The sequence below is a fragment of the Streptosporangium sp. OZ121 genome, assembly GCF_051918885.1.
Lineage (GTDB): Bacteria > Actinomycetota > Actinomycetes > Streptosporangiales > Streptosporangiaceae > Streptosporangium.
Map to the genome: position 1 here is coordinate 1 of NZ_JBPXMC010000034.1, position 19429 is coordinate 19429.

The window sequence follows — 19429 nt, forward strand, 5'->3', positions numbered from 1 at the left end:
GCGCGCCGCCGACCCGGCCGCCAAGCTCTGCTACAACGACTACAACATCGACAACTGGAGCTGGGCCAAGACCCAGGGCGTCTACAACATGGTCCGCGACTTCAAACAGCGCGGCGTGCCGATCGACTGCGTGGGCCTGCAGTCGCACTTCAACAGCCAAAGCGCCTACAACAGCAACTACCGCACCACCATCTCCAGCTTCGCCGCCCTGGGCGTGGACGTGCAGATCACCGAGCTGGACATCCAGGGCGGCTCCGCCCAGACCTACGCCGCGGTGACCAACGACTGCCTGGCGGTGCCGCGTTGCACCGGCATCACCGTGTGGGGCGTGCGCGACAGCGACTCCTGGCTCGGCGCCAACACCAGCCCCCTGCTGTTCGACACCTCGGGCAACAAGAAGCCGGCCTACACCTCGGTCCTGAACGCCCTCAACGCCGCCGACCCCAACCCCACGCCCACCCCGACTCCCACACCAACGGTGACCCCGACCCCGACCCCCACACCGACCATCACCCCGACCCCGGGTCCCGGAGCGTGCGCGGCGACGGTCACGACGGTCAACAGCTGGCCGGGCGGGTTCCAGTCGACGGTGACGGTCAGCGCGGGCAGCGCGCCGGTCAACGGGTGGACGGTGAGGTGGACCTGGCCCGGCGGGCAGACCATCAGCAGCCTGTGGAACGGCCAGCACACCGTGTCCGGCTCCAGCGTGAGCGTCCGCAACGCCGCGTACAACGGCTCCGTCGCGGCGGGTCAGTCGACCACCTTCGGCTTCACCGCCAACGGCACCGCGGCCACCCCCACGGCCACCTGCACCAGTCCCTGATCCGATCCGGGCCGGGCCGCGGTCTCCGCGGCCCGGCCCGTGCGTCGCTTCATGCCCTGCGGCTCACCCCCACACCCGTGGGGGTGAGCCGCTTTTTCCGCTCCGCCGGAGTGGTCTTTCGAGGACCGGAGCGGTCTTTCGGGGAGCGGAGCGGTCTTTCGGGGAGCGGAGTGGTCTTTCGGGGAGCGGAGCGGTCTTTCGGGGAGCGGAGCGGTCTTTCGGGGAGCGGAGCGGTCTTTCGGGGAGCGGCGGGGCGTCCGAGTCGGCGGACGCCCCACCGCCGCTCATCGCCGGGGCTTCTGCGGAATCCTCGGCAGGACGTGGGGCGGCCCGGAGAAGGCCAGGTCCGCCTTGACGGCGTTGTAGGCGCGCTTGGGCCGGTAGGACTCGTCGTACAGGGTGGCCATCCCCTCCGGGGGGTCGGAGAACCAGCCGGGCACCCAGGAGTGCCGGTCGGTGAACCCCCAGACGGTGTAGGACAGGCAGTGCCGGTTGGCCAGGCACGCCTGCAGGAGCACGCTGTAGTTCGCCGCCGACGCCTGGAGGCGGGGGTTGATCTCGTTGGAGTCGCCCGCCCGCACGCCGTCGGTCATCTGGCTGCGCACGTCCACCTCGGTGAACGCCGTGGCGAGCCCGAGGTCGGAGAAGGCGTCGAGCACCTCGAGCGCCTGGAAGGCGTCGAAGTTGCCGTACTGGGTGCCGAGGTGCCCCTGGCTGCCCACGCCGTCGATGGGGACACCGCTCGCGCGCAGCTGCCTGACCATGTTGTAGACGTACCAGGTCTTGTCGGAGGGTCCGCGGTCGCCGAAAGCCTCGATGTTGTAGTCGTTGTAGAACAGCAGGGCGTTCGGGTCGGCGGCGCGGGCCCAGCGGAAGGCGTCGGCGATGTAGCCGGGGCCGAGGTGCTGCGCCCAGAAGCCCTTCAGGTGGATCGACGACGGGGTGTCCCACGGGTCGCTGGCCGCCTCGTTGACCACGTCCCACTGCGAGATCTTGCCCTTGAAGTGCTTGACGACGGTGGTGATGTGATCGCGCAGGATGTCACGGAGCTGCGCCTTGCTGATCGTCCCGTCCTCGACGCCCTGGGTGAGCCAGGCCGGCAACTGGTTCTGCCAGACCAGCACGTGCCCGCGGACCTGCTGCTTGTTCTTGCGGGCGAAGTCGATCAGCTCGTCGGCCGGGCCCCAGTTGTACACGCCCCGGGTGGGTTCGAGCGACTCCCACTTCATGGCGTTCTCGGCGGTGACGGAGGAGAACTGCGAGGTGGCGAGCGCGCGATACTGCGGATCGGCCGCGTCGTGCAGTACGTCCACGTCGATCGCGGTGCCGATGGCGAGACCGTGACGGGCGGCGAGCGCGCGCAGGCTCTGCTCGGCGACCTTGGGGGGCCGCTCTTCCGCCAGAACGGGAACGGCGTTCAACGTGCCGGCCAGCATGAGCGCGGTGGTACCGACGGTCAGTAAACGCTTCATGGGACTCCTCGGAATCGACCCCCGAAACTTTCGGTATAGCAGCGAAAATAATCGTATTAAACCTTTCCGCAAGAGGAAAGGCCAATGTTGGAACCTCGAAATATTTCAAAAATCACTCAGCGAGCGGGCGGATGCCTGGTCGCGAGGGCGCCGACGGCATCACAATCGCCCGGTTCTGGATGGCCGGTGGCATCGTGACCAGGCGTGCTCCAGAACTTCATCGCGGGCGCGCCCCTGTCGTCAGACCCGGCTCGCCGGTGCCTTGCAGACCTGGCCGTACCTCAACGGTCCGGCGTCAGGGAATCGCGGGAAATGAAACGTTCAGAACCGCCGGTCTTCCGCCGGCCGGGCGGCCCCGCCGGACAACCTCGACCTGGCGAGTCGGATTCTCGCTGGTGGAGAGGCTGATATCTCACATGGCGAGGATGCGATGTTCGCAGTTCGCCGCGTCCGCGCGGAAGCGAGACGCCCGAAACTTTTAGGCGTGTCCTTGACACCTTTCCGGACCTTTTCCCACACTTGGGTGCCGAGCGGAATGCACCGCCTTCTCAATTGTTAGCGCAAACACTTCGTGATCGCCCTTCTCGGGCCGACGGCGGCCGTCGCGGCGATCACGCTCGGGGCGGTGGCGGCCGAGAAGGAAACTCTCGTCGGCGAGCCAGGTACACAGCGGTATGAACAGCCACGGAAATCATTGAGCCGCCTCAGCCAGACCAGCTTCACCTGCTAGCAGCATCCGGATGGCACGATCTCGGGAGGGTCCGTGGTACGGATCGTCATGGCAATCGCTCTTCTCGGCACGTCACTGGTGGCCGTGGCCGGGCAGGCCGCGTCAGGGCAGGCCGCAGCCGCGCCTGTCATCACCGTTTCAGACAGCGTGCGTTATCAGGAGATGGACGGCTTCGGCGTCTCCACGGCGTTCCGCCGGGGTGAACTGCTGCGCAGCCTGTCGACGGCGCAGCAGAACGAGGTCTTCCGCCTGTGGTTCGACCGCGACACCGGCGCGGGACTCAGCATCCTGCGCCTGGGCATCGGCGCCTCGCCGGCCGGCAGCCCGTACGACAAGATGATCTCCATTCAGCCGCAGAACCCGGGCGGACCCGACGCGCCGCCGAGATACGTGTGGGACGGCGACGACGGCGCCCAGGTGTGGGTGGCCAAGGTCGCGAAGTCGTACGGCCTGGAGCGTTTCTACGCCAACGCCTGGAGCGCCCCCGGCTACATGAAGGACAACGGGAGCGAGAACAACGGCGGAACCCTCAAGCCCGAGTGGCGCGCGGCCTACGCCCGGTACCTGGCGCAGTACACGAAGTTCTACGCGCAGGAAGGTATCAAGATCACGGACTTGGGGTTCACCAACGAACCCGACTACACGGCGACCTACGAGTCCATGCGCTTCACTCCGGCCCAGGCCGCCGCCTTCGTCAAGGTCCTCGGCCCGATCGCGACCGACGTCAAGATCGCATGTTGCGACTCCTTCGGCTGGGACCAGGGCAAGCCGTACACCAACGCCATCGAGGCGGACCCTGAGGCCCGCCGCTGGGTGTCCACCTACACGGCTCATACCTACGCCAGCCAGATAACGAGCCCGCAACCCGGGAGCAAGCGCACCTGGATGTCGGAATGGGGCCCCGACGGGAGCACCTGGAACGAGAACTGGGACGACGGGAGCGGCCAGGACGGCTTCACCATCGCCCAGAACATCCATCAGGCTCTCACCGTCGGCAACGTCAGCGGCTACCTCTACTGGCTGGGGGGCTCTTCGGGAGCCACCCGGGCGCTGATCCAGATCGACCAGGCGGCGCGGACATATCGCGTGTCCAAGCGGCTGTGGGCGATGGCGGCCTACAGCCGGTTCATCCGGCCGGGCGCGGTCCGGCTCGGCACGTCGACGAGCAACTCGTCGCTGAAGGTGTCGGCGTTCCTCAACTCCGACGGATCGAAGGTCGTCGGGGTGCTGAACACCGGCAACTCGGCCGTCACCTGGGACGGACTGCAGAGCGGCACCACCGCCTACGTCACCGACAACTCCAATTCGCTCACGCGCGCCACGGTCACGGGCGGCGCCGTCACCCTCAGGCCACGCTCCCTCACGACCGTCGTGATCGGCGGGCCGACTCCGACTCCCACGCCGACCCCGACCCCGACTCCCACGCCCACACCGACTCCCACCCCGACCCCCACGCCCACGCCGACCCCCACGCCCACGCCGACCCCCACGCCCACGCCGACCCCCACGCCCACGCCGACCCCCACGCCGACCCCCGTCCCCGGCGGGTGCACGGTAACGATCCAGACGGTGAACGACTGGGGCAGTGGCTTCCAGTCCAACGTCACCGTGCGTGCCGGCTCCAGCGCCGTCAACGGCTGGACGGTGAGCTGGACCTGGCCCGGCTCACAGTCCATCACCCAGCTGTGGGGAGGCGTACGGTCCGGCTCGGGAGCGGCCGTCACCGTCCGGAACGAGACCTGGAACGGCAGCCTCGCCGCCAACGCCACCACCACGTTCGGATTCACCGCCAACGGAACCGCTGCCACACCGGTACTGACATGTGGGGCCTCCTGACCTGACGACGGCGCGCCGCCGCTCCCCGAGCAAGGGGGAGCGGCGGCGCCCTCGCCCGGTTCGCGGCACCGGCGGTGCCAGGGACGCGACCGCTCGCCGAGCCGCCTCCACCGCCCCCGGTGGGACGGTACGTCGCCGAGCCGCTTCCACCGCCCCCGGTGGGACGGTACGTCGCCGAGCCGCTTCCACCGCCCCCGGTGGGACGGTACGTCGCCGAGCTCGCTGACAGCGGGCACCCTGTTTCGCACGAAGGCTCCCCTGGGGCTCAGGGTGGTCAGGCGGAGAGCACCTGATGCCGGCCCCGCCCGGCGGGAGTGTCAGCCCACCCGGCAGGAGACCGTCGGCCAGGTCCGGTCGCCGCCGTGCATGACGGTGAAGCCGAAGGTGTTGCCGCTGCCGTTGGGGCGCACCGTCATGACCTTGCCGCTGCCGTCCCAGCTCGGGCTGCCGTTCCAGGTGGCGCTCACTCGCTGGGCGCCGCGCAGGGTCACCGTGACGATCCAGCCGTTGCTCCCCGAGACGTTGACCGACAGGTTGAACCGGTCGCTCCACTGCTGGCCGGCGGTGACGGTGGCCGTGCAGTTTCCGCCACCCGGCGGGTTCGTCGGAGGGTCGGTCGGGGTGCCGCCGTCGGGTGCCACGGCTCTGCCGGTGGAGGGCGAGATCATGCCGGCGCACAGGTTGCGGCTTCTCAGGTTCGCGGCGATCTGCGGGATCGCGTTGAGCGTCGTCGCGTACTGGTCGTGCATCAGGATGATCTGGCCGTTCTGCAGCCGTCCGGCGGCCTGCACGATCTGGGCGGTGCTCGCGCCGTTCCAGTCCTGGGAGTCGACGTCCCAGATGATCTCGGTGAGGCCGAGCTGCTGGGCGACCGACCTCACGGTGGCGTTGGTCTCCCCGTACGGAGGCCGGAAGAGCCTGGGCGCGGTGCCGGTGGCCTGCTGGACGGCCTGCTGGGTCCGCTGGAGCTCCGACTGGATCTGGGAGCCGCTCATGGTGGTCAGGTGGGGGTGGGTGTAGCTGTGGTTGCCGATCCACATGCCGGCGTCTCGCTGGGCGCGGACCAGGGCCTGGTTGTTCTGGGCGTTCTGCCCGGTGTTGAACATGGTGGCCCGCAGGCCGTTCTGCCGCAGTGCGTTCAGCAGGTTGGCGGTGTTGCCGGGGTTGGGGCCGTCGTCGTAGGTGAGCCCGACGTATCCGGCGCTGCAGTCGGCGGCCTGGGCCGCGGGTGAGGAGGTCACGGCGAACGCCGCGCCGAGGACGGTGAGAAGACCCATCACGAGTGAACTCCGGATGCGTGAGCGGCGTACCCGGCTTCCGCCGGTGATGGTTGCGTTGTCGATCACTCTGTTCCTCCACTGGAACATCGATCGGTAAGGACGGACGCACGTACGGCTGCGGCGTAACGCGTACGGAATGCACGAGGTCGCGTTGAGCTGCGCTTCCGCCGCCGGTCATCCGGGTGAGGCGAGCAGGCCTGCCTGGTGAGTCATTTTGTGTATTGTCACGAAACCTGTCAAGAAAGCTTCGAAAGGTTTCGGTCATCTCGGTCGAATCTGATCATGAAAAAGAAGCTTTCATTGACCGGTCGCACCCCTGGTCAGCCAGGCGAGGGCTGCAACCAGGCAAAATGCCCTCTCGGCGAATTATGGTCAAGATCATATTTCCGATATATTTCTGAAAGTTGTTGACAGTCCGCCGAGTCAAACCCACACTCTCACCATCGACAGGCCTTAACCGCTGCCGATCCGGGTCACTCGCCGCGCGGCCTGGTCCTCCGGGCGTCGATCGCACGACGCCCGGCCTGCCCTGCCGCGTTGTACGACCCCAACGCGCGGTGGACGTCACCATGGCCACCGCCGGCCCCGCCGGGTCGTATCACGCTGCCTGCCCCAGCCCTCACGAGGAGGAAGCACGCGCATGAACGATGCCCCAGCCCCCCAGAAAAGCCGCGGGCGTGGTCGTACCAGATCGCTTGTCGGCCGTGTCTGCGCCGTGGCGCTGGCCATGGCCGTGGCGGTGCTGCCCGGCCCCGCCTACGCGGCCATCACCACCAACCAGACCGGCACCAACAACGGCTACTTCTATTCCTTCTGGACCGACAGTCAGGGAACGGTCTCGATGGAACTGGGATCCGGCGGCAATTACAGCACCTCATGGAGGAACACCGGGAATTTCGTCGCCGGTAAGGGCTGGAGCACCGGCGGACGCAGAAGCGTGAACTACTCGGGCAGCTTCAACCCGTCCGGAAACGCCTATCTCACCCTGTACGGATGGACGAGAAATCCGCTCGTGGAGTATTACATCGTCGACAACTGGGGCACCTACCGGCCCACGGGGACGTACAAGGGCACGGTCACCAGCGACGGCGGCACGTACGACATCTACCAGACGACGCGATACAACGCCCCCTCCATCGAGGGCACCAGGACCTTCAACCAGTACTGGAGCGTCCGGCAGTCGAAGAAAACGGGCGGGACCATAACCTCAGGCAACCACTTCGACGCGTGGGCCCGTAACGGGATGAGCCTGGGCAGCCACGACTACATGATCCTCGCGACGGAGGGCTACCAGAGCAGCGGAAACTCCAACATCACGGTGGGCGGCTCCTCCGGCGGCGGCGGCGGTGGCGGCGGTGGCGGTGGTGGTGGTGGCGGTGGCGGCTGCACCGCGTCGCTCTCCGCGGGCGAGCAGTGGAGCGACCGCTACAACCTCAACGTCTCGGTCAGCGGTTCGAGCAACTGGACCGTGACGATGAACGTCCCGTCCCCCGCGAAGATCCTCTCCACCTGGAACATCAGCGCCAGCTACCCCAGCGCCCAGGTGCTGACCGCCAGGCCCAACGGCAACGGCAACAACTGGGGCGTGACGATCCAGCGCAACGGCAACTCGACCTGGCCGACGGTCTCCTGCAGCGCGGGCTGACCCCGGCCCACCCCTCACGGCGCGGCGGCCCGACACCGCCGCGCCGTCGAGGACCACGCCGTTCGACCCGGGCACCTGACGCGAGTGTGCCCCGGACGCGCCCCGGTGCTGGGACACCTCGGTCGTCCCGCCCCCTGGTCTTCCGGCCGGATACGCGCTCGCCCGGCAGCCCGCCGGGATCCGGTCGGAAACGGTGGCCCCGCTCCACTGGGGAGTGGGGGCGGGGCCACCACCGTTCTCGGAAGTCGGCATCATGACGTCGAGAGTCGTCGGCCAGTCCGCAGGTCCGCCGTACTCGTCGACCCCGCTGACGACGCCATCGGTCGCGATCAGTACGGCGGAGGTCGTGGAGCGAGGCCAGCGGCGGACCCGGGCGTGGAAACCGGCGTCGGGTGTGGCCTCGGCGATCCAGTAGCCACCCTCGCGGTTGCGGTGGGAGCGGGTGATGCTCTGGAAGGACCGCATCAGCTATCTGGAGTCGTCGCGGTATCCCTCGCCGCCGCGGAGCCGTGTCAGGTACGCGTACCAGCCACCACTTCCCGGGCCGAGTTCCACCGAGGTCGCGCCGTCGAGGACGACGGCCGCGTTCGAGGTCAGGAAGATCCGGTCCTCCGATGCTCCGGGACCTCCGGGCCGCTCTGCGGTGACTATCGCGTAAGGGTGGAGATCGCGACAGGCAGCCTCGCCCTGAGCGTTTTCGACCGTGGTCCGTCCTCGGTGCCTCGCGAGTGGCGTAGCTCCGACGAGCGAGGACGGGGCCTGGACATCGTCGTCGCCCTGGCCGCCGCCTACGACGTGGTCATCGGCGGGAAGGGACGCAGGGCGTGGCGCCGTCTGGAATGGTCTGCTCGCGAACAAACGGCTCACCGAACGGCGGCCGGTCCATCGCCGGAGCGAAAGGAAGATCCTGGCCCCTTCGGCGAGTGACCAGGACCTCATACGAAATCCCCGAGAACCTACGGGCAAGTGCCATCCGCCGTGGAGCCCGAAGATAAGCGACACCGCGGGGCGTCCATCGATCGGACGCCCCGCGGCGGTGTTACCTGACAGGGCGGGCCGGACCCGCCGTGGTGATCAGCTTCCGTAGACCTCGAAGCTGAACAGGGAGTACCCGTACACCGAGCCCCGGGTGGTGCCGTAGATGCGCACGTACCGGGTGGAGGCGCTCAGGCCGGTGTTGTTGTCCTCACCGCCGTTGCCGCCGGTCACCGACCGGGCGTTGGTCCAGGTCGTGCCGTTGGGCGAGGTCTGGATCTGGTACGCCGACGCGTAGGCCGCCTCCCACACCAGGCGCACCCGGTTGATCGTGTACGTGGCGCCCAGGTCGACCTGGATCCACTGCGGGTCGGAGAACGCGCTGGACCACCGGGTCGTCGCCGACGCGTCCACCGCGGCCGAGGCCGGGTAGGTGGCCGCCTCCACGCTGGAGGCCGTCGCCGGCTTGTTCAGCGCGAGGTTCGTCGACGTCGGCGGGGTGCCGCTGGTGAACGTGAAGGAGTCGACGTCGAACAGCGAGCCCGTACCACCGGTGAAGACCAGGAACAGGTTCGTCGTCCCTGACGGCGGCGTCACGGCGCCGGTGACGTTGACCCACGTCTCCCAGCCGCCGGTCGGCGCGACCGTGGCCGTCCCGACCACCGTCCCGGTCGCAGAACCGGCCCGCAGGGTGAGCGTGCCGCCGGCGCCGGCCGACGAGACCCGGGCCGTGAACGACGTGACCCCGGTCAGGTTGTACGGCGTGAACGAGATCCAGTCCCCGTTCTCGATGTGCCCGACCGCGTTGCCGCCGTTGGCCGACGGCTTGGCCACGATCTGGACGCCCTGCTGGGCGCTGTAGTGCTCGGCCTGGCGGGTCCGCGGCTGCAGGACGGCCTGCGGCGCGTGGACGGCCGTGGTCGAGCCGACCGGGGTGTACTCCGCGTCGAAGACGCCGAAGATGTTCGCGTTGGCGTCGTGCTCACCGTCCACGGGGGTCTGGATGGTGCCCGAGCAGCCGGTCGCGGTGGTCAACAGGTGGCCGTGGCTGTCGTGGCCGAGGATGTAGTTCATCTTCACCCGGCCGCAGTCGATGGTCGGGGAGTTCGGGTCGGTGACGCTGATCTGGAACGGGATCGCGTCGCCGAAGTTGAACACCCGCCCGTTGAGCGGCAGGTTGAGGGTGACCGTCGGTTGCCCGACGCTGATGGTGGTGCTCGCCGTGGCACTGCGGCCGGTGTTGTCGCTCACCGTCAGCGTCGCCGTGTACGTGCCGTTGGCCGTGTAGGTGAACGACGGGTTGGCCGCGGTCGAGTCGGTGCTGCCGTTCGTCGTGAAGTCCCACGCGTACGTGATCGGGTCGCCGTCCGGGTCGGTGCTCCCCGCCGAGCTGAACTGCACGGCGAGCGGCGCGTTGCCGGCCTTCGGGTTGGCGTTGATCGCCGCGATCGGGGCCTGGCCGGTGCCCGAGTTGTACTCGATCCTGTACACGGCCGAGTTGGCGTCGCCGCCGAACCAGCCGGTGCCGTAGTCGAGCACGTACAGCGCGCCGTCCGGCCCGAACTCCATGTCCATCACCTGGGTGCCGGTCCAGGTGGGGAAGGGTTCGATCGAGCCCACCCCGCCACTGGCGTTCAGGGTGACCGTCTTGATCCACCGTCGGCCGAACTCGCCGATGAACACCTTGCCGTTCATCGACGCCGGGAACTTCACGTCCGAGACGAGCCCGGCGTCGTAGTTGTAGACCGGGGCGTTCATCGGCGACCAGCTTCCGCAGCACAGCTCCGACCGGTCCTGGCCGACCCCGTACGGCAGCCAGGCCGCGCGCGAGGCCGGGAGCTGGGTGATGCCGGTGTTGTTGCGCGAGTTGTTCGTCGGCCCGCCGGCGCAGTTGAACGCGGCGCCCGAGGGACCGGACGGGAACGTGAAGTCGACGTACGGCACGTTGAACTGCGAGCAGTACGGCCAGCCGTAGAAGCCGGGCTGGGTGATGCGCTCGAACGAGACCGACGCCGCCGGGCCCCGGGTGGCGCTGGCGCTGCCCGCGTCCGGCCCGTAGTCACCCAGGTAGACGATGCCGGTGGCCTTGTCCACGTTCATCCGGAACGGGTTGCGGAACCCCATCGCGTAGATCTCGGGCCGGGTGTTCGCGGTGCCGGGCGCGAACATGTTGCCCGCCGGGACGGTGTAGCCGCCGCCCGCGCTCGGCTTGATCCGCAGCACCTTGCCGCGCAGGTCGTTGCTGTTGCCGGAGGTGCGCTGCGCGTCGTAGGCCGGGTTGCGGTCGGTCCGCTCGTCGATCGGCGTGTAGCCGCTGGAGTCGAACGGGTTCGTGTCGTCACCGGTGGAGAGGTAGAGGTTGCCGGCCGCGTCGAAGTCGATGTCGCCGCCGACGTGGCAGCACATGCCGCGGCTGGTGGGGACGTCGAGGATGGTGACCGCGGAGGCCGCGTTGAGGGTGTGGTCCGCGTTGACCGTGTACCGGGCCAGCCGGTTCACCCCGTTGAACGGGGCGAACTGGGCCGCCGTCCCGAAGGCCGGCGCGTCACCGCCCGGAGTGGACAGCGGCGGCGCGTAGTAGACGTACACCCACCGGTTCGACGCGAAGTTCGGGTCGGCCTTGATGCTCTGCAGGCCCTCCTCGTCGTGCGTGTACACGGGGATGGTGAGCGCCACCTTGGTGTTGCCCAGCACGTCGGTGTAGCGGATCGTGCCGTCGCGCGACGTGTGCAGCACGCCCCGGTTGGGCAGGACGGTGAGGCCCATCGGCTCGCCGGTCTCCGCCGCGCCCTTGGCCAGCGTCACCTGGGTGTAGCCGGGCGCCGCGAGTGCCGCGGGCGCCGCTGCCTTCGAGGCGGTGCTCGGTGCGGCCTGTGCCGGTGGAGGACCCAGGCTGAGGGCGGTCGCCAGTGCGGCGACGCATGCGACGAGTTTTCTCAACATGATCGGTGGTGCTCGCTTCCTGTAGTACGAGTCCATACAGGCGTGCGCCGATCACGCCAACGACGCGGAGAGGCGGGGGGAAATCCCTCGGCGACGTCGTTCGGACAAACTGTGACTGCTATGGGTAAAACAGTCAACAGGTCCCTGTCAGAGGTTGTGAGTCGCCTCGCCTTTGAGGCTTCGAGCGCTGCGGGAGCCGTGGCGAACCGTCAGGTGGCCGCGGGCGGACGCGTTGAGGGGGCATCACGAAAGCGGGCGTCGCCGGTCGTCACGGATGGCCATGACGATGGGACGCGGGGATCGTCCCGCTCGCCGGCCGGGGAAGCAGGTGACCGGTGAAAACGGTGGGCGCCGGTGCTGTCGGCGCGTACCGGCCTCCACCGGCGGGTGGCGAGCGAAGCCGGGTCGGCGGAGCGGTCGGCGTACGCCCCGCCGACCCGGCTGTCTCCCTTGTGCCGGCGGCACGGCGCCACCTGGCGCCGCGCCGGCCGTCAGCAGGTCGCGGTGGGGTGGATCGGCAGTCGCATGGCGACCTCCAGGCATTCAGGGGGGTGTGGGGGGTGTGGGGGTCGGCCGATCACCGGCCGCGGTGCGGGGCCGCGGCCGGTGGAACCGCGTGATCAGGTGCGGTGGTACGAGTACGGGGTGAGCCGGGGCCGTGGAAGCCCGGCGATCGGTAGGGCCCGCGAGCCTGCCTCGGCCGCCGTCGCCGTACGGTGCCGAGCCCTGTGGGTGAGGTGGTTCGCTCCCGGCCGCTCCGGCTCCGGCTCGACGACCGCGCGCGGGCGCGGCGATTCGAGTCGGCCACCGATCCCGGCCTCGGGCAGCGACCTCCCGCCACATGGGGGACGAAGAGTGCGGTGCTGCAATCGCAAATCGCTGCACCTCCTGAACTTTCGCCATCTTTGCGGCTCATTCGGTCATTCTGCTGCGATCTTAAAATGTTACGTACGAATTGTCGAGATGTTACGGACAAATCCGTAGGACTTTTGTCCTCATTGGGCGAAAGCCCAACACCGTTGGTCGAAACCCCTCCTGGGTGGCACGTTGAGAAGGCCCCTCGCCGCCGCCTGCGGTGATCGCCGCCGTACGGGGGTGCTCGCCGACCGTGGCTAGGCCGGTGGCTCGACGACCACCGCCAACATGCGGGTGATCTGGGCCATCAGCAGGTCGGGATCGGCGTCGCGCAGCGCCGGGGTGCCGATGAGCCGGCGCATCAGCCAGGTGCCGGCCAGCAGGGCAAGTCCCAGTTCGGCGCGTTCCCGAGCCTGGGGGCCGTGCAGGGCGGCGGTGAAACGGGCGCCCACGTGCTTCTCGATGCCGGCTCGGATGATTTCCGCCGCTCTCGGGTTGGCCGCCGACTTGAGTATCAGCTCGAACGGTCCGAGGGGATCTGCCTCCGGGGCGGTGCGGGCCAGCAGGGCGCGGGCGGTCTCGACCGCCAGATCGGCGGCCGGGTCGGGCGGGACCATCGTGGGCTCGGCGAACGAGACGTCCACGACCTCGGTGAACAGCCCTTCCTTGGAGCCGAAGTAGCGGTTGACGAGCATCGCCGTCACCCCGGCGTCCGCGGCTATGTCATGGACGCCCGCGCCGTCGTACGGTCCGCAGCGCCTTCTGAGGACACACGGTGTGACCGGCCTGCCGCGTCGCTGCGCCAACGGGACCTCGCTGCCGTTCCCGACAAGGCGAACCCGCCCCGGAAGGTCAAGATCTACGTCGGCCTCGGCTGATCTACAGATCCGCACGACGAAAAGTCCTGGCCACCGCTTCCGGTGACCAGGACTTCATATATATCGGTGTGTCCGAGGGGGGACTTGAACCGTTCGCCCATCTCCTGAGCAGCACCGACGCTCCGTGGCTGGACCTCTCATGCCCGGAATGAGCGCCCAAGGAGGTGACGCCCGGACCCAGCTCGACAAAATCGGGTCCGACAGCGCGGCACACACCCGTGCCGGGGAACCTCAGCAACCGCCAGTCCAGGATCTTCAGCAGGCGATTCCCGATGCGCCGGGGGCAGGGGCAGCACGGCGGGCGAGGCTCAGCGGCTGTACCACCGAAACCCGGTCCGTGACTCAGCAACCCGATCAGTTCAGGGGTGAGGCCGTGCGCTGCCCTTCGACACCACCGATAGTCGGGGCGCTGTTGGTCGAAACGGTCCCGGCGGAGCGCACCCAGCGAGATCGGGCTGGGGACCGGGTCATCCTTGGCTTTGCGGTGGCTGTCCTGCTGGCGGTCGCCGGAGCCGCCGCCTACGTCTCGTACCACCACTTCTACGGTCTGGCGATCGCTCTGGGTGAGCGGCACGACATGGCCATCCTGTATCCGGCGATGTCCGACGGTGTGATCGTCATGGCGTCGCTGGTGATGGTCTACTGCTCGCGTCGTCGGCTACGTGTGCCGGTGCTGGCGTGGGTGGCGCTTGCATTGGGTGGGGCGGTGACGCTGGCGGCGAATGTGGCGCACGGCTGGTCCGGCGGACTTGGATCGCGCCTGGTCAGCGCTCTGGCACCGCTGGCCTTCGCGGGCGCGTACGAACTGCTCATGTGGATCGTCCGGAACACCCGGCAACCGTCCACCGAGACGCTGGACAAGGACCACGTGTGCCAGCCCGCTGAGACTCTCGTTGAGGTGGAACGCGTAGTGCCGCTGCTGCCCACCGACCGGTACGAGGCGGCGCGGCTCACCTACATCGAAAGCCTCAGTGAGGGCAATCAGCGGGTCGGCCGACGCCCGCTGATGAGCCGGTGGGGACTGGAACAGCGTGAGGCCGAAGAGATCATCGCCGAGGTGGAAAAGGAGCGGGCCCACGCCATCGTTGAGGTGGCCGAATCAGAGAGTGTCGTGCCGCCGCCGGGAGGCCTCCGTTCGACCGGCACGAGCGAGGCCTGTGGCGCGTAGTAAAGGACATCGGTAACGGGGTGGTCAGGTCGTCCTCCAATCGTCCAGTTCGATCATTGGGCGGTCTCCCATCCTGAAACGATCAATGTTCTGGGCCGCGATAAATCATTTATCGCGGCCCAGGATTGACGCCAAGATCAGTTTAGGTTCCGCGGAGCATGGGCGCGTGCAGCTGAACTCCGCTCGCGACGAGAGGATTCGTACGTCCGAAGCAACGGCAATCATTCATGTGGATACGTCACCGACAAGCTAGAGATCCTCCTCAATGGAGGAGGTGACGTCAGGTAGCAGTTCCGATTTGAATAAAAGCGATCTGATATGTGAGGTGAGGTGGTGAGGTGTCAGGGATTCGAATCCTGAACCTACGGATTAAAAATATGTGAACTTAGTGTCCGTCAATGCCGCAGGCTATCCGTTGCTATTAGACCGCCCGGATTCGCCGCTGTCAAAGTCCCCGCTGGTAGTGCGCAATGTAGCCCCGTATCACGCGCCAATGAGCAACCGCCGAGCAGCCATCAGCCACCCCGTCGGGTTTTACCCAAACACGATTGCATATTCTTGACGTGCGTCCTGAGCCAAAGTGCCCGAGCTGCTGGGGGCGAGTAACCAGGGCGCATCAATGGCCGGTGGGCGCTGAGAGCTGAACTCCTTTTGCGTGCTTGGTCACGGATCGGCTTCTGAACAGGTCAGGTCGACTGTGGGGGTTGATCAAAAAAGTTGGCCCGCTCTACACTTTCCGCAGCTGATGCATTGTCGATCGCCCAGCCACTTTAGAGGAGCGTTCTTTCCTTGTCCTTCCCTCCTGGTGACATGGTCGCCGCCGTCGGCACGCACCTGCACTTCCAGAGACTGGAGCGGTTGCTGCACGAACGCCACCTTGAGCTGGGCGACCGAGTCCACGTCAATTCCACCGGATCCCAGCTGTACCTGATGGTCAAACTGCCAGGAGACCGAGGGGTCATGCTGAGCCGGTCAAGGCTCGGCCACGCATTCGTATGGCTGATCGTCGATCCGGTGCTGGGCAGTGAGCCCTCCGTCTGGCCGCTGGACACATCCGGCGAGGTACTCGTCGACGCCGTCCACGCTCACGCGACTGGTCACCTCGCCGGAGTGCCGGTCGCGTCACCTTGGCGCTGGCACGAGAGCGAACCGTCGGACATGACCGAGCTCGCCGACCTCCTGGCCGAACGAGAAGTACACGTCCAACGGGTCGCAGCCGGCAACCGATACTTCGCCTACGGACCGCGCTACGAGCCCAAGCTCCACATCGCAGATAGGCGCGAAGGAGCCTACGTCGAGGCCAGGCTCTCCGACATCTTCGTTCGGATCTCCATCAAGGCCAGCGTCGGCTGGCTGGTCGACATGCACCACCCGGAGCGTGGAGCCTGGACGCGTATTGATCTCGGCGGTTCCCTGGGGCGCACGAAACTCCCGACGCCGGGCATGCCGCGCGCCGACGTCCCCGTAAGCCGGATCGCCGACCTGATCTGCGACGGGCCGAAGGCGTGGGTCGAGAGCGGCGCTCCCTGGGAGACGTCCAGGCCCCCGCGAGCATCGGCCGAGACGTGGTCCGACGTAGAGGAATCTCTGTTCCTCACCCTGCCGGCCCTACGGTCGGCAGGCGCAAGGGAACACATGGACGCCGTTCTGGAACAGCTCACGACCTTCGGCTTCGGAGACATCCGCGAAGGCGGCCCGGACAGCCCGATTCACTCCGACACCTATCACGTCGATTGGAGCGGCCGGACCAAGGACCTGTCGACGTCCGAGATCCAGCGGCTGAACGGCCTGGCCGCAGCGGCCGGCGAAGACCTGCCAAAGAGGCTGATTGTGATCATCAACGGCGGGCTCAGCCGACCGGCAGCGGAGTTTGCGGACAAGGCCAAAGCATTCGTCTACAGCCTCAACCCTGCGACGGGCAGGCTCAATCCCCTGAACTCACGCGCCTATGACCTACTGCCGCCCCGCACGGAGCCGAGCAGATACAGCCTGGAATAGGTTGTGCCCTTCGGATGGAGACGTCGCGACGGGCTATGGCCGTTGGTGTTAGCGCTGCAAACTGTCGAGAGCGGTCGGCAGGCTGCTGTCGCTCCAGTGTCCTCACGTCAGATGAGCGTGATCAGGCAGACGGCTTCGGCCACCGTGGGGTCCTTGGGCCTTTGCTCGTCTTGAGCGGATTCGAGTAGTCGCACCTCACGATCAGCGGAACCCGGGGCAGACCAGAGCCTCCATCAGATCCGGTGCGCTTCACCCGACGGTCCCGACAAGCCGGACAGGTCACCCCGCCGGTGCTTCGGGTGACAGCGGCGGGGCGTTCGTGAAAATCTTGGGGTATGTCGCCGATCCCCCATGAGCGCGCTCATCGCCCCCAGTTAGAGAAGATCACCGAGCTCGCGTCGCGGGTCAGAGCGGGGGAGATCAGGCTTCCGAAGTTCCAGCGGCAGTTCGTGTGGAAGGGCCTCCAGGTCCTCGATCTCCTCGACTCGATCTCACGGAACTATCCGATCGGGAGCCTGTTGCTGTGGGACAGCGAGTTGCGGCTGGCGAGCGACCACGACATCGCGGGCATCGAGATCGACCAGGCGCCGAACCGTGAACGCCCTGCCTACCTGCTCGACGGCTGCCAGCGTCTGTCGACCATCTGTGGGGCGCTGTACTGGGAGCCAAAGGGCGATCCGAAGAGCCTCTGGAACCTGGTCTACGACTTCGAGGAAGAGTGTTTCGCACACCGGAAGGACTTCGACGAGCCGCCCGCGCACCAGATTCCGCTGAGGCTGCTCGCCCAGCCCTACCAGTACGCCAAGTGGGCTTCGAAACGGCTTCCTGAGGAGTTCGAGGAGGCGGCGGGGCAGTTGTTCGACAACTTCGCGAACTACGAGACCTCGGTCGTGACGCTGAAGACGGCCTCGATAACTGAGGTCGGCCGGATTTTCGAACGGGTCAACACGCGCGGCACACCACTGACGGCGGTCCAGGTCATCCGCGCGGTGACCTGGCGCAGCGACTTCGATCTCCTCGACGCCATCGACGGCGTCCGCGACGTGCTCGCGGCCAAGAACTACGGCTTGATCGACCAGATGCTGCTACTCCGCGCGATCTCGGCGGCGGCCGGGCTCGGGTTCGCCAAGTCCGACATGGAGCAGCTGCCGTCCGTGGGCCATGAGCGTCTCCTGGCCGCCATCGAGGAGACCGAGGAGGCCGCGAAGAAGGCCGTGGACTTCCTCACCACCGAGATCGGCACTCCGACGGCCGCCGCGCTTCCCCACGCCAACCAGCTCGCCGTCGTCATCGAGATCTTCCGGCAGATCCCGAGGCCGAACGGCAAGCAGTTCGCCCAGCTCCGCAGTTGGTTCTGGCGGACGATCCTCGGCGGCTACTACGACGGCTGGAATCCCCGGAAGATGGCGGCGGACCTCGCAGCGGTGACGGCGTTCGCGAAGGGCGAGACCAAGGGCATCGAGGTGGACGTCCCGCCACCCAGCACGCGGCTGTGGGCGGGCAAGTACGATCGGGGCACCGCGCCGCAGAAGACGTTCGCGCTCATGCTCGCGGCACGGGGCCCCGTCGACCTGATCACCGGGGCGGCCATCGACGTGGGGAAGACCTTGGCCGGGGACAACTACCTGCAGTTCCACCACTTCTTTCCCAAAGCGGCCCTCCTGCGCAGCGCCCTCAGCTTCGAGCAAGCCAACGTCCTCGCGAACATCGTCATGCTGACCGCGATCAGCAACCAGAAGTTCTCCGACCTGCCGCCGTCCGCCTATCTGAAGGCCGAAATCGACTTCAGTGACGAACGGACGATCCGCGAGCGGCTCGACACGTGCCTTGTCTCCGCACCCGCTTTCGACGCGGCCATGCGCGGCGACTACAAGGCGTTCATCGCCGCCCGGTCGGAGACCCTGCTGGAGTGGGCGAGGGACCTCATCCAGCGCGGCCTGGCGACGGAGGCCGCGCCAGCGGAGCTCGACGAGGAGAGCCTGCGGCTCGCGAACGAGGTCGAGGTCGTGGACGAGGACACCGACGACTGAGGTCCGGGCGGCGGTGTTCGGGACGGCCGCGTTCTGTCGGTGCCGGATGGTCTTCTGGTGGCGGGAGGTTCGTCCGATGCGCGTCACTGATCTACCTCAGGCCGACCGGCCCAGGGAACGGCTGCTCGAGCACGGCCCGCGTGCGCTCGCCGACCGGGAGCTGCTGGCGTTGGTGCTGGGTGAGGGCCGTCCTGGCGTGGACGTCATCGAGCTGGCGTCCCGGCTGCTCGCCGACCATGGCGGGCTTGCCGCGGTGGCGGCGGCCGATCCGGGCGCGCTCCAGCGGTCGGCGGGGATCGGTCCAGCCAGGGCGGCTCGGCTGACAGCGGTGTTCGAGCTGGCGCGGCGCGCGGCTCGGCCGCCGCGACTCTGCCGGATCACGGCCACCGAGGACATAGCGGTCGCCGCCGCACCGCTGCTGCGGGGTCTCCGGCACGAGAGGGCGGTCGTGGTCGTCTGCGACGCCAGCGGCCGGATCCTGAAGACGGCCACGCTCACCGACGGTACGGCGGATCGCACCCCGATCCCGGTCCGTGACGTCCTAAGCCTGGTCCTCGCGCTGGGCGGCACCCGTTTTGCGGTGGCGCACAACCATCCGAGCGGCCGGACGGAACCGAGCGAGGCAGACGTCCGGGTGACCGCCCGCCTCCGCGACGCCGCTACCACGGTCGGGCTCCGCCTGCTCGACCACGTCATCGTCACCGAGACTTCGTGGGCCAGGATCCCGTGACCATCGCACCCGTGCCGCTCCAACCGGCGGGGACGGCTCGCACGAGCCCATCCGGTCGCCAGCCTC

At 67.8% G+C, this 19429-nt stretch carries 11 protein-coding genes; 7 read left to right on the forward strand and 4 right to left on the reverse strand.

The genetic code is table 11. The features are described 5' to 3' along the window. The coding region (locus ACTOQ1_RS36990; RefSeq protein ID WP_440072641.1) for an endo-1,4-beta-xylanase at positions 1 to 823 on the forward strand (823 nt) is incomplete at its 5' end. A gap of 284 nt (positions 824 to 1107) precedes the next feature. Here ACTOQ1_RS36990 and ACTOQ1_RS36995 read toward each other — a convergent pair. Continuing rightward, positions 1108 to 2295 carry an endo-1,4-beta-xylanase gene (locus tag ACTOQ1_RS36995; RefSeq protein WP_440072643.1) on the reverse strand — a complete coding sequence of 396 codons (1188 nt, stop codon included), beginning with the start codon at positions 2293 to 2295 and terminating at the stop codon, positions 1108 to 1110. A 778-nt stretch (positions 2296 to 3073) separates the two neighbouring features. Here ACTOQ1_RS36995 and ACTOQ1_RS37000 point away from each other — a divergent pair. Next, entirely contained in the window at positions 3074 to 4861 is a 1788-nt protein-coding gene (locus ACTOQ1_RS37000) for a cellulose binding domain-containing protein (protein WP_440072645.1), read from the forward strand. 317 nt (positions 4862 to 5178) lie between these two features. Here ACTOQ1_RS37000 and ACTOQ1_RS37005 read toward each other — a convergent pair whose 3' ends face one another. Beyond that, positions 5179 to 6207, reverse strand: a complete 1029-nt coding sequence (locus ACTOQ1_RS37005) for a polysaccharide deacetylase family protein (RefSeq protein ID WP_440072647.1) — start codon at positions 6205 to 6207, stop codon at positions 5179 to 5181. Positions 6208 to 6781: 574 nt separating this feature from the next. On the opposite strand from ACTOQ1_RS37005, the gene ACTOQ1_RS37010 reads away from it, so the two are divergent. Further along, positions 6782 to 7786: a glycoside hydrolase family 11 protein gene (locus tag ACTOQ1_RS37010; RefSeq protein WP_440072649.1), complete on the forward strand. Its 1005-nt coding sequence runs from the start codon at positions 6782 to 6784 to the stop codon at positions 7784 to 7786. A gap of 1074 nt (positions 7787 to 8860) precedes the next feature. Here ACTOQ1_RS37010 and ACTOQ1_RS37015 read toward each other — a convergent pair. Beyond that, on the reverse strand, positions 8861 to 11704 hold the full coding sequence (locus tag ACTOQ1_RS37015) for a carbohydrate-binding protein (RefSeq protein ID WP_440072651.1): 2844 nt from the start codon (positions 11702 to 11704) through the stop codon (positions 8861 to 8863). 1112 nt (positions 11705 to 12816) lie between these two features. Continuing rightward, the gene (locus tag ACTOQ1_RS37020; RefSeq protein ID WP_440072653.1) at positions 12817 to 13365 is read right to left on the reverse strand and encodes a TetR/AcrR family transcriptional regulator; all 549 of its coding nucleotides are present in this window, start codon (positions 13363 to 13365) and stop codon (positions 12817 to 12819) included. Positions 13366 to 13921: 556 nt separating this feature from the next. Between ACTOQ1_RS37020 and ACTOQ1_RS37025 the strand changes: the two genes are divergently transcribed. The 4 genes from ACTOQ1_RS37025 to ACTOQ1_RS37040 all read left to right on the forward strand — a co-directional run bounded on the left by ACTOQ1_RS37025 (position 13922) and on the right by ACTOQ1_RS37040 (position 19363). Then, positions 13922 to 14605 (forward strand): DUF2637 domain-containing protein, encoded by a 684-nt coding sequence (locus ACTOQ1_RS37025; RefSeq protein ID WP_440072655.1) that lies wholly within the window; start codon positions 13922 to 13924, stop codon positions 14603 to 14605. 810 nt (positions 14606 to 15415) lie between these two features. Beyond that, the gene (locus ACTOQ1_RS37030; protein WP_440072656.1) at positions 15416 to 16603 is read left to right on the forward strand and encodes a hypothetical protein; all 1188 of its coding nucleotides are present in this window, start codon (positions 15416 to 15418) and stop codon (positions 16601 to 16603) included. A 335-nt stretch (positions 16604 to 16938) separates the two neighbouring features. Continuing rightward, on the forward strand, positions 16939 to 18633 hold the full coding sequence (locus ACTOQ1_RS37035; RefSeq protein ID WP_440072657.1) for a GmrSD restriction endonuclease domain-containing protein: 1695 nt from the start codon (positions 16939 to 16941) through the stop codon (positions 18631 to 18633). A gap of 76 nt (positions 18634 to 18709) precedes the next feature. Further along, positions 18710 to 19363 (forward strand): JAB domain-containing protein, encoded by a 654-nt coding sequence (locus ACTOQ1_RS37040; protein ID WP_440072659.1) that lies wholly within the window; start codon positions 18710 to 18712, stop codon positions 19361 to 19363. The last annotated feature ends 66 nt before the right edge of the window (positions 19364 to 19429 follow it).

Bases quoted from the DNA above. Each gene is read 5' to 3' on its own strand.
- ACTOQ1_RS37015 (WP_440072651.1), bottom strand. From the start codon at position 11,704: ATGTTGAGAAAACTCGTCGCATGCGTCGCCGCACTGGCGACCGCCCTC.
- ACTOQ1_RS37040 (WP_440072659.1), top strand. From the start codon at position 18,710: ATGCGCGTCACTGATCTACCTCAGGCCGACCGGCCCAGGGAACGGCTG.
- ACTOQ1_RS37000 (WP_440072645.1), top strand. From the start codon at position 3,074: ATGGCAATCGCTCTTCTCGGCACGTCACTGGTGGCCGTGGCCGGGCAG.
- ACTOQ1_RS37035 (WP_440072657.1), top strand. From the start codon at position 16,939: ATGTCGCCGATCCCCCATGAGCGCGCTCATCGCCCCCAGTTAGAGAAG.
- ACTOQ1_RS37010 (WP_440072649.1), top strand. From the start codon at position 6,782: ATGAACGATGCCCCAGCCCCCCAGAAAAGCCGCGGGCGTGGTCGTACC.
- ACTOQ1_RS36995 (WP_440072643.1), bottom strand. From the start codon at position 2,295: ATGAAGCGTTTACTGACCGTCGGTACCACCGCGCTCATGCTGGCCGGC.
- ACTOQ1_RS37030 (WP_440072656.1), top strand. From the start codon at position 15,416: ATGGTCGCCGCCGTCGGCACGCACCTGCACTTCCAGAGACTGGAGCGG.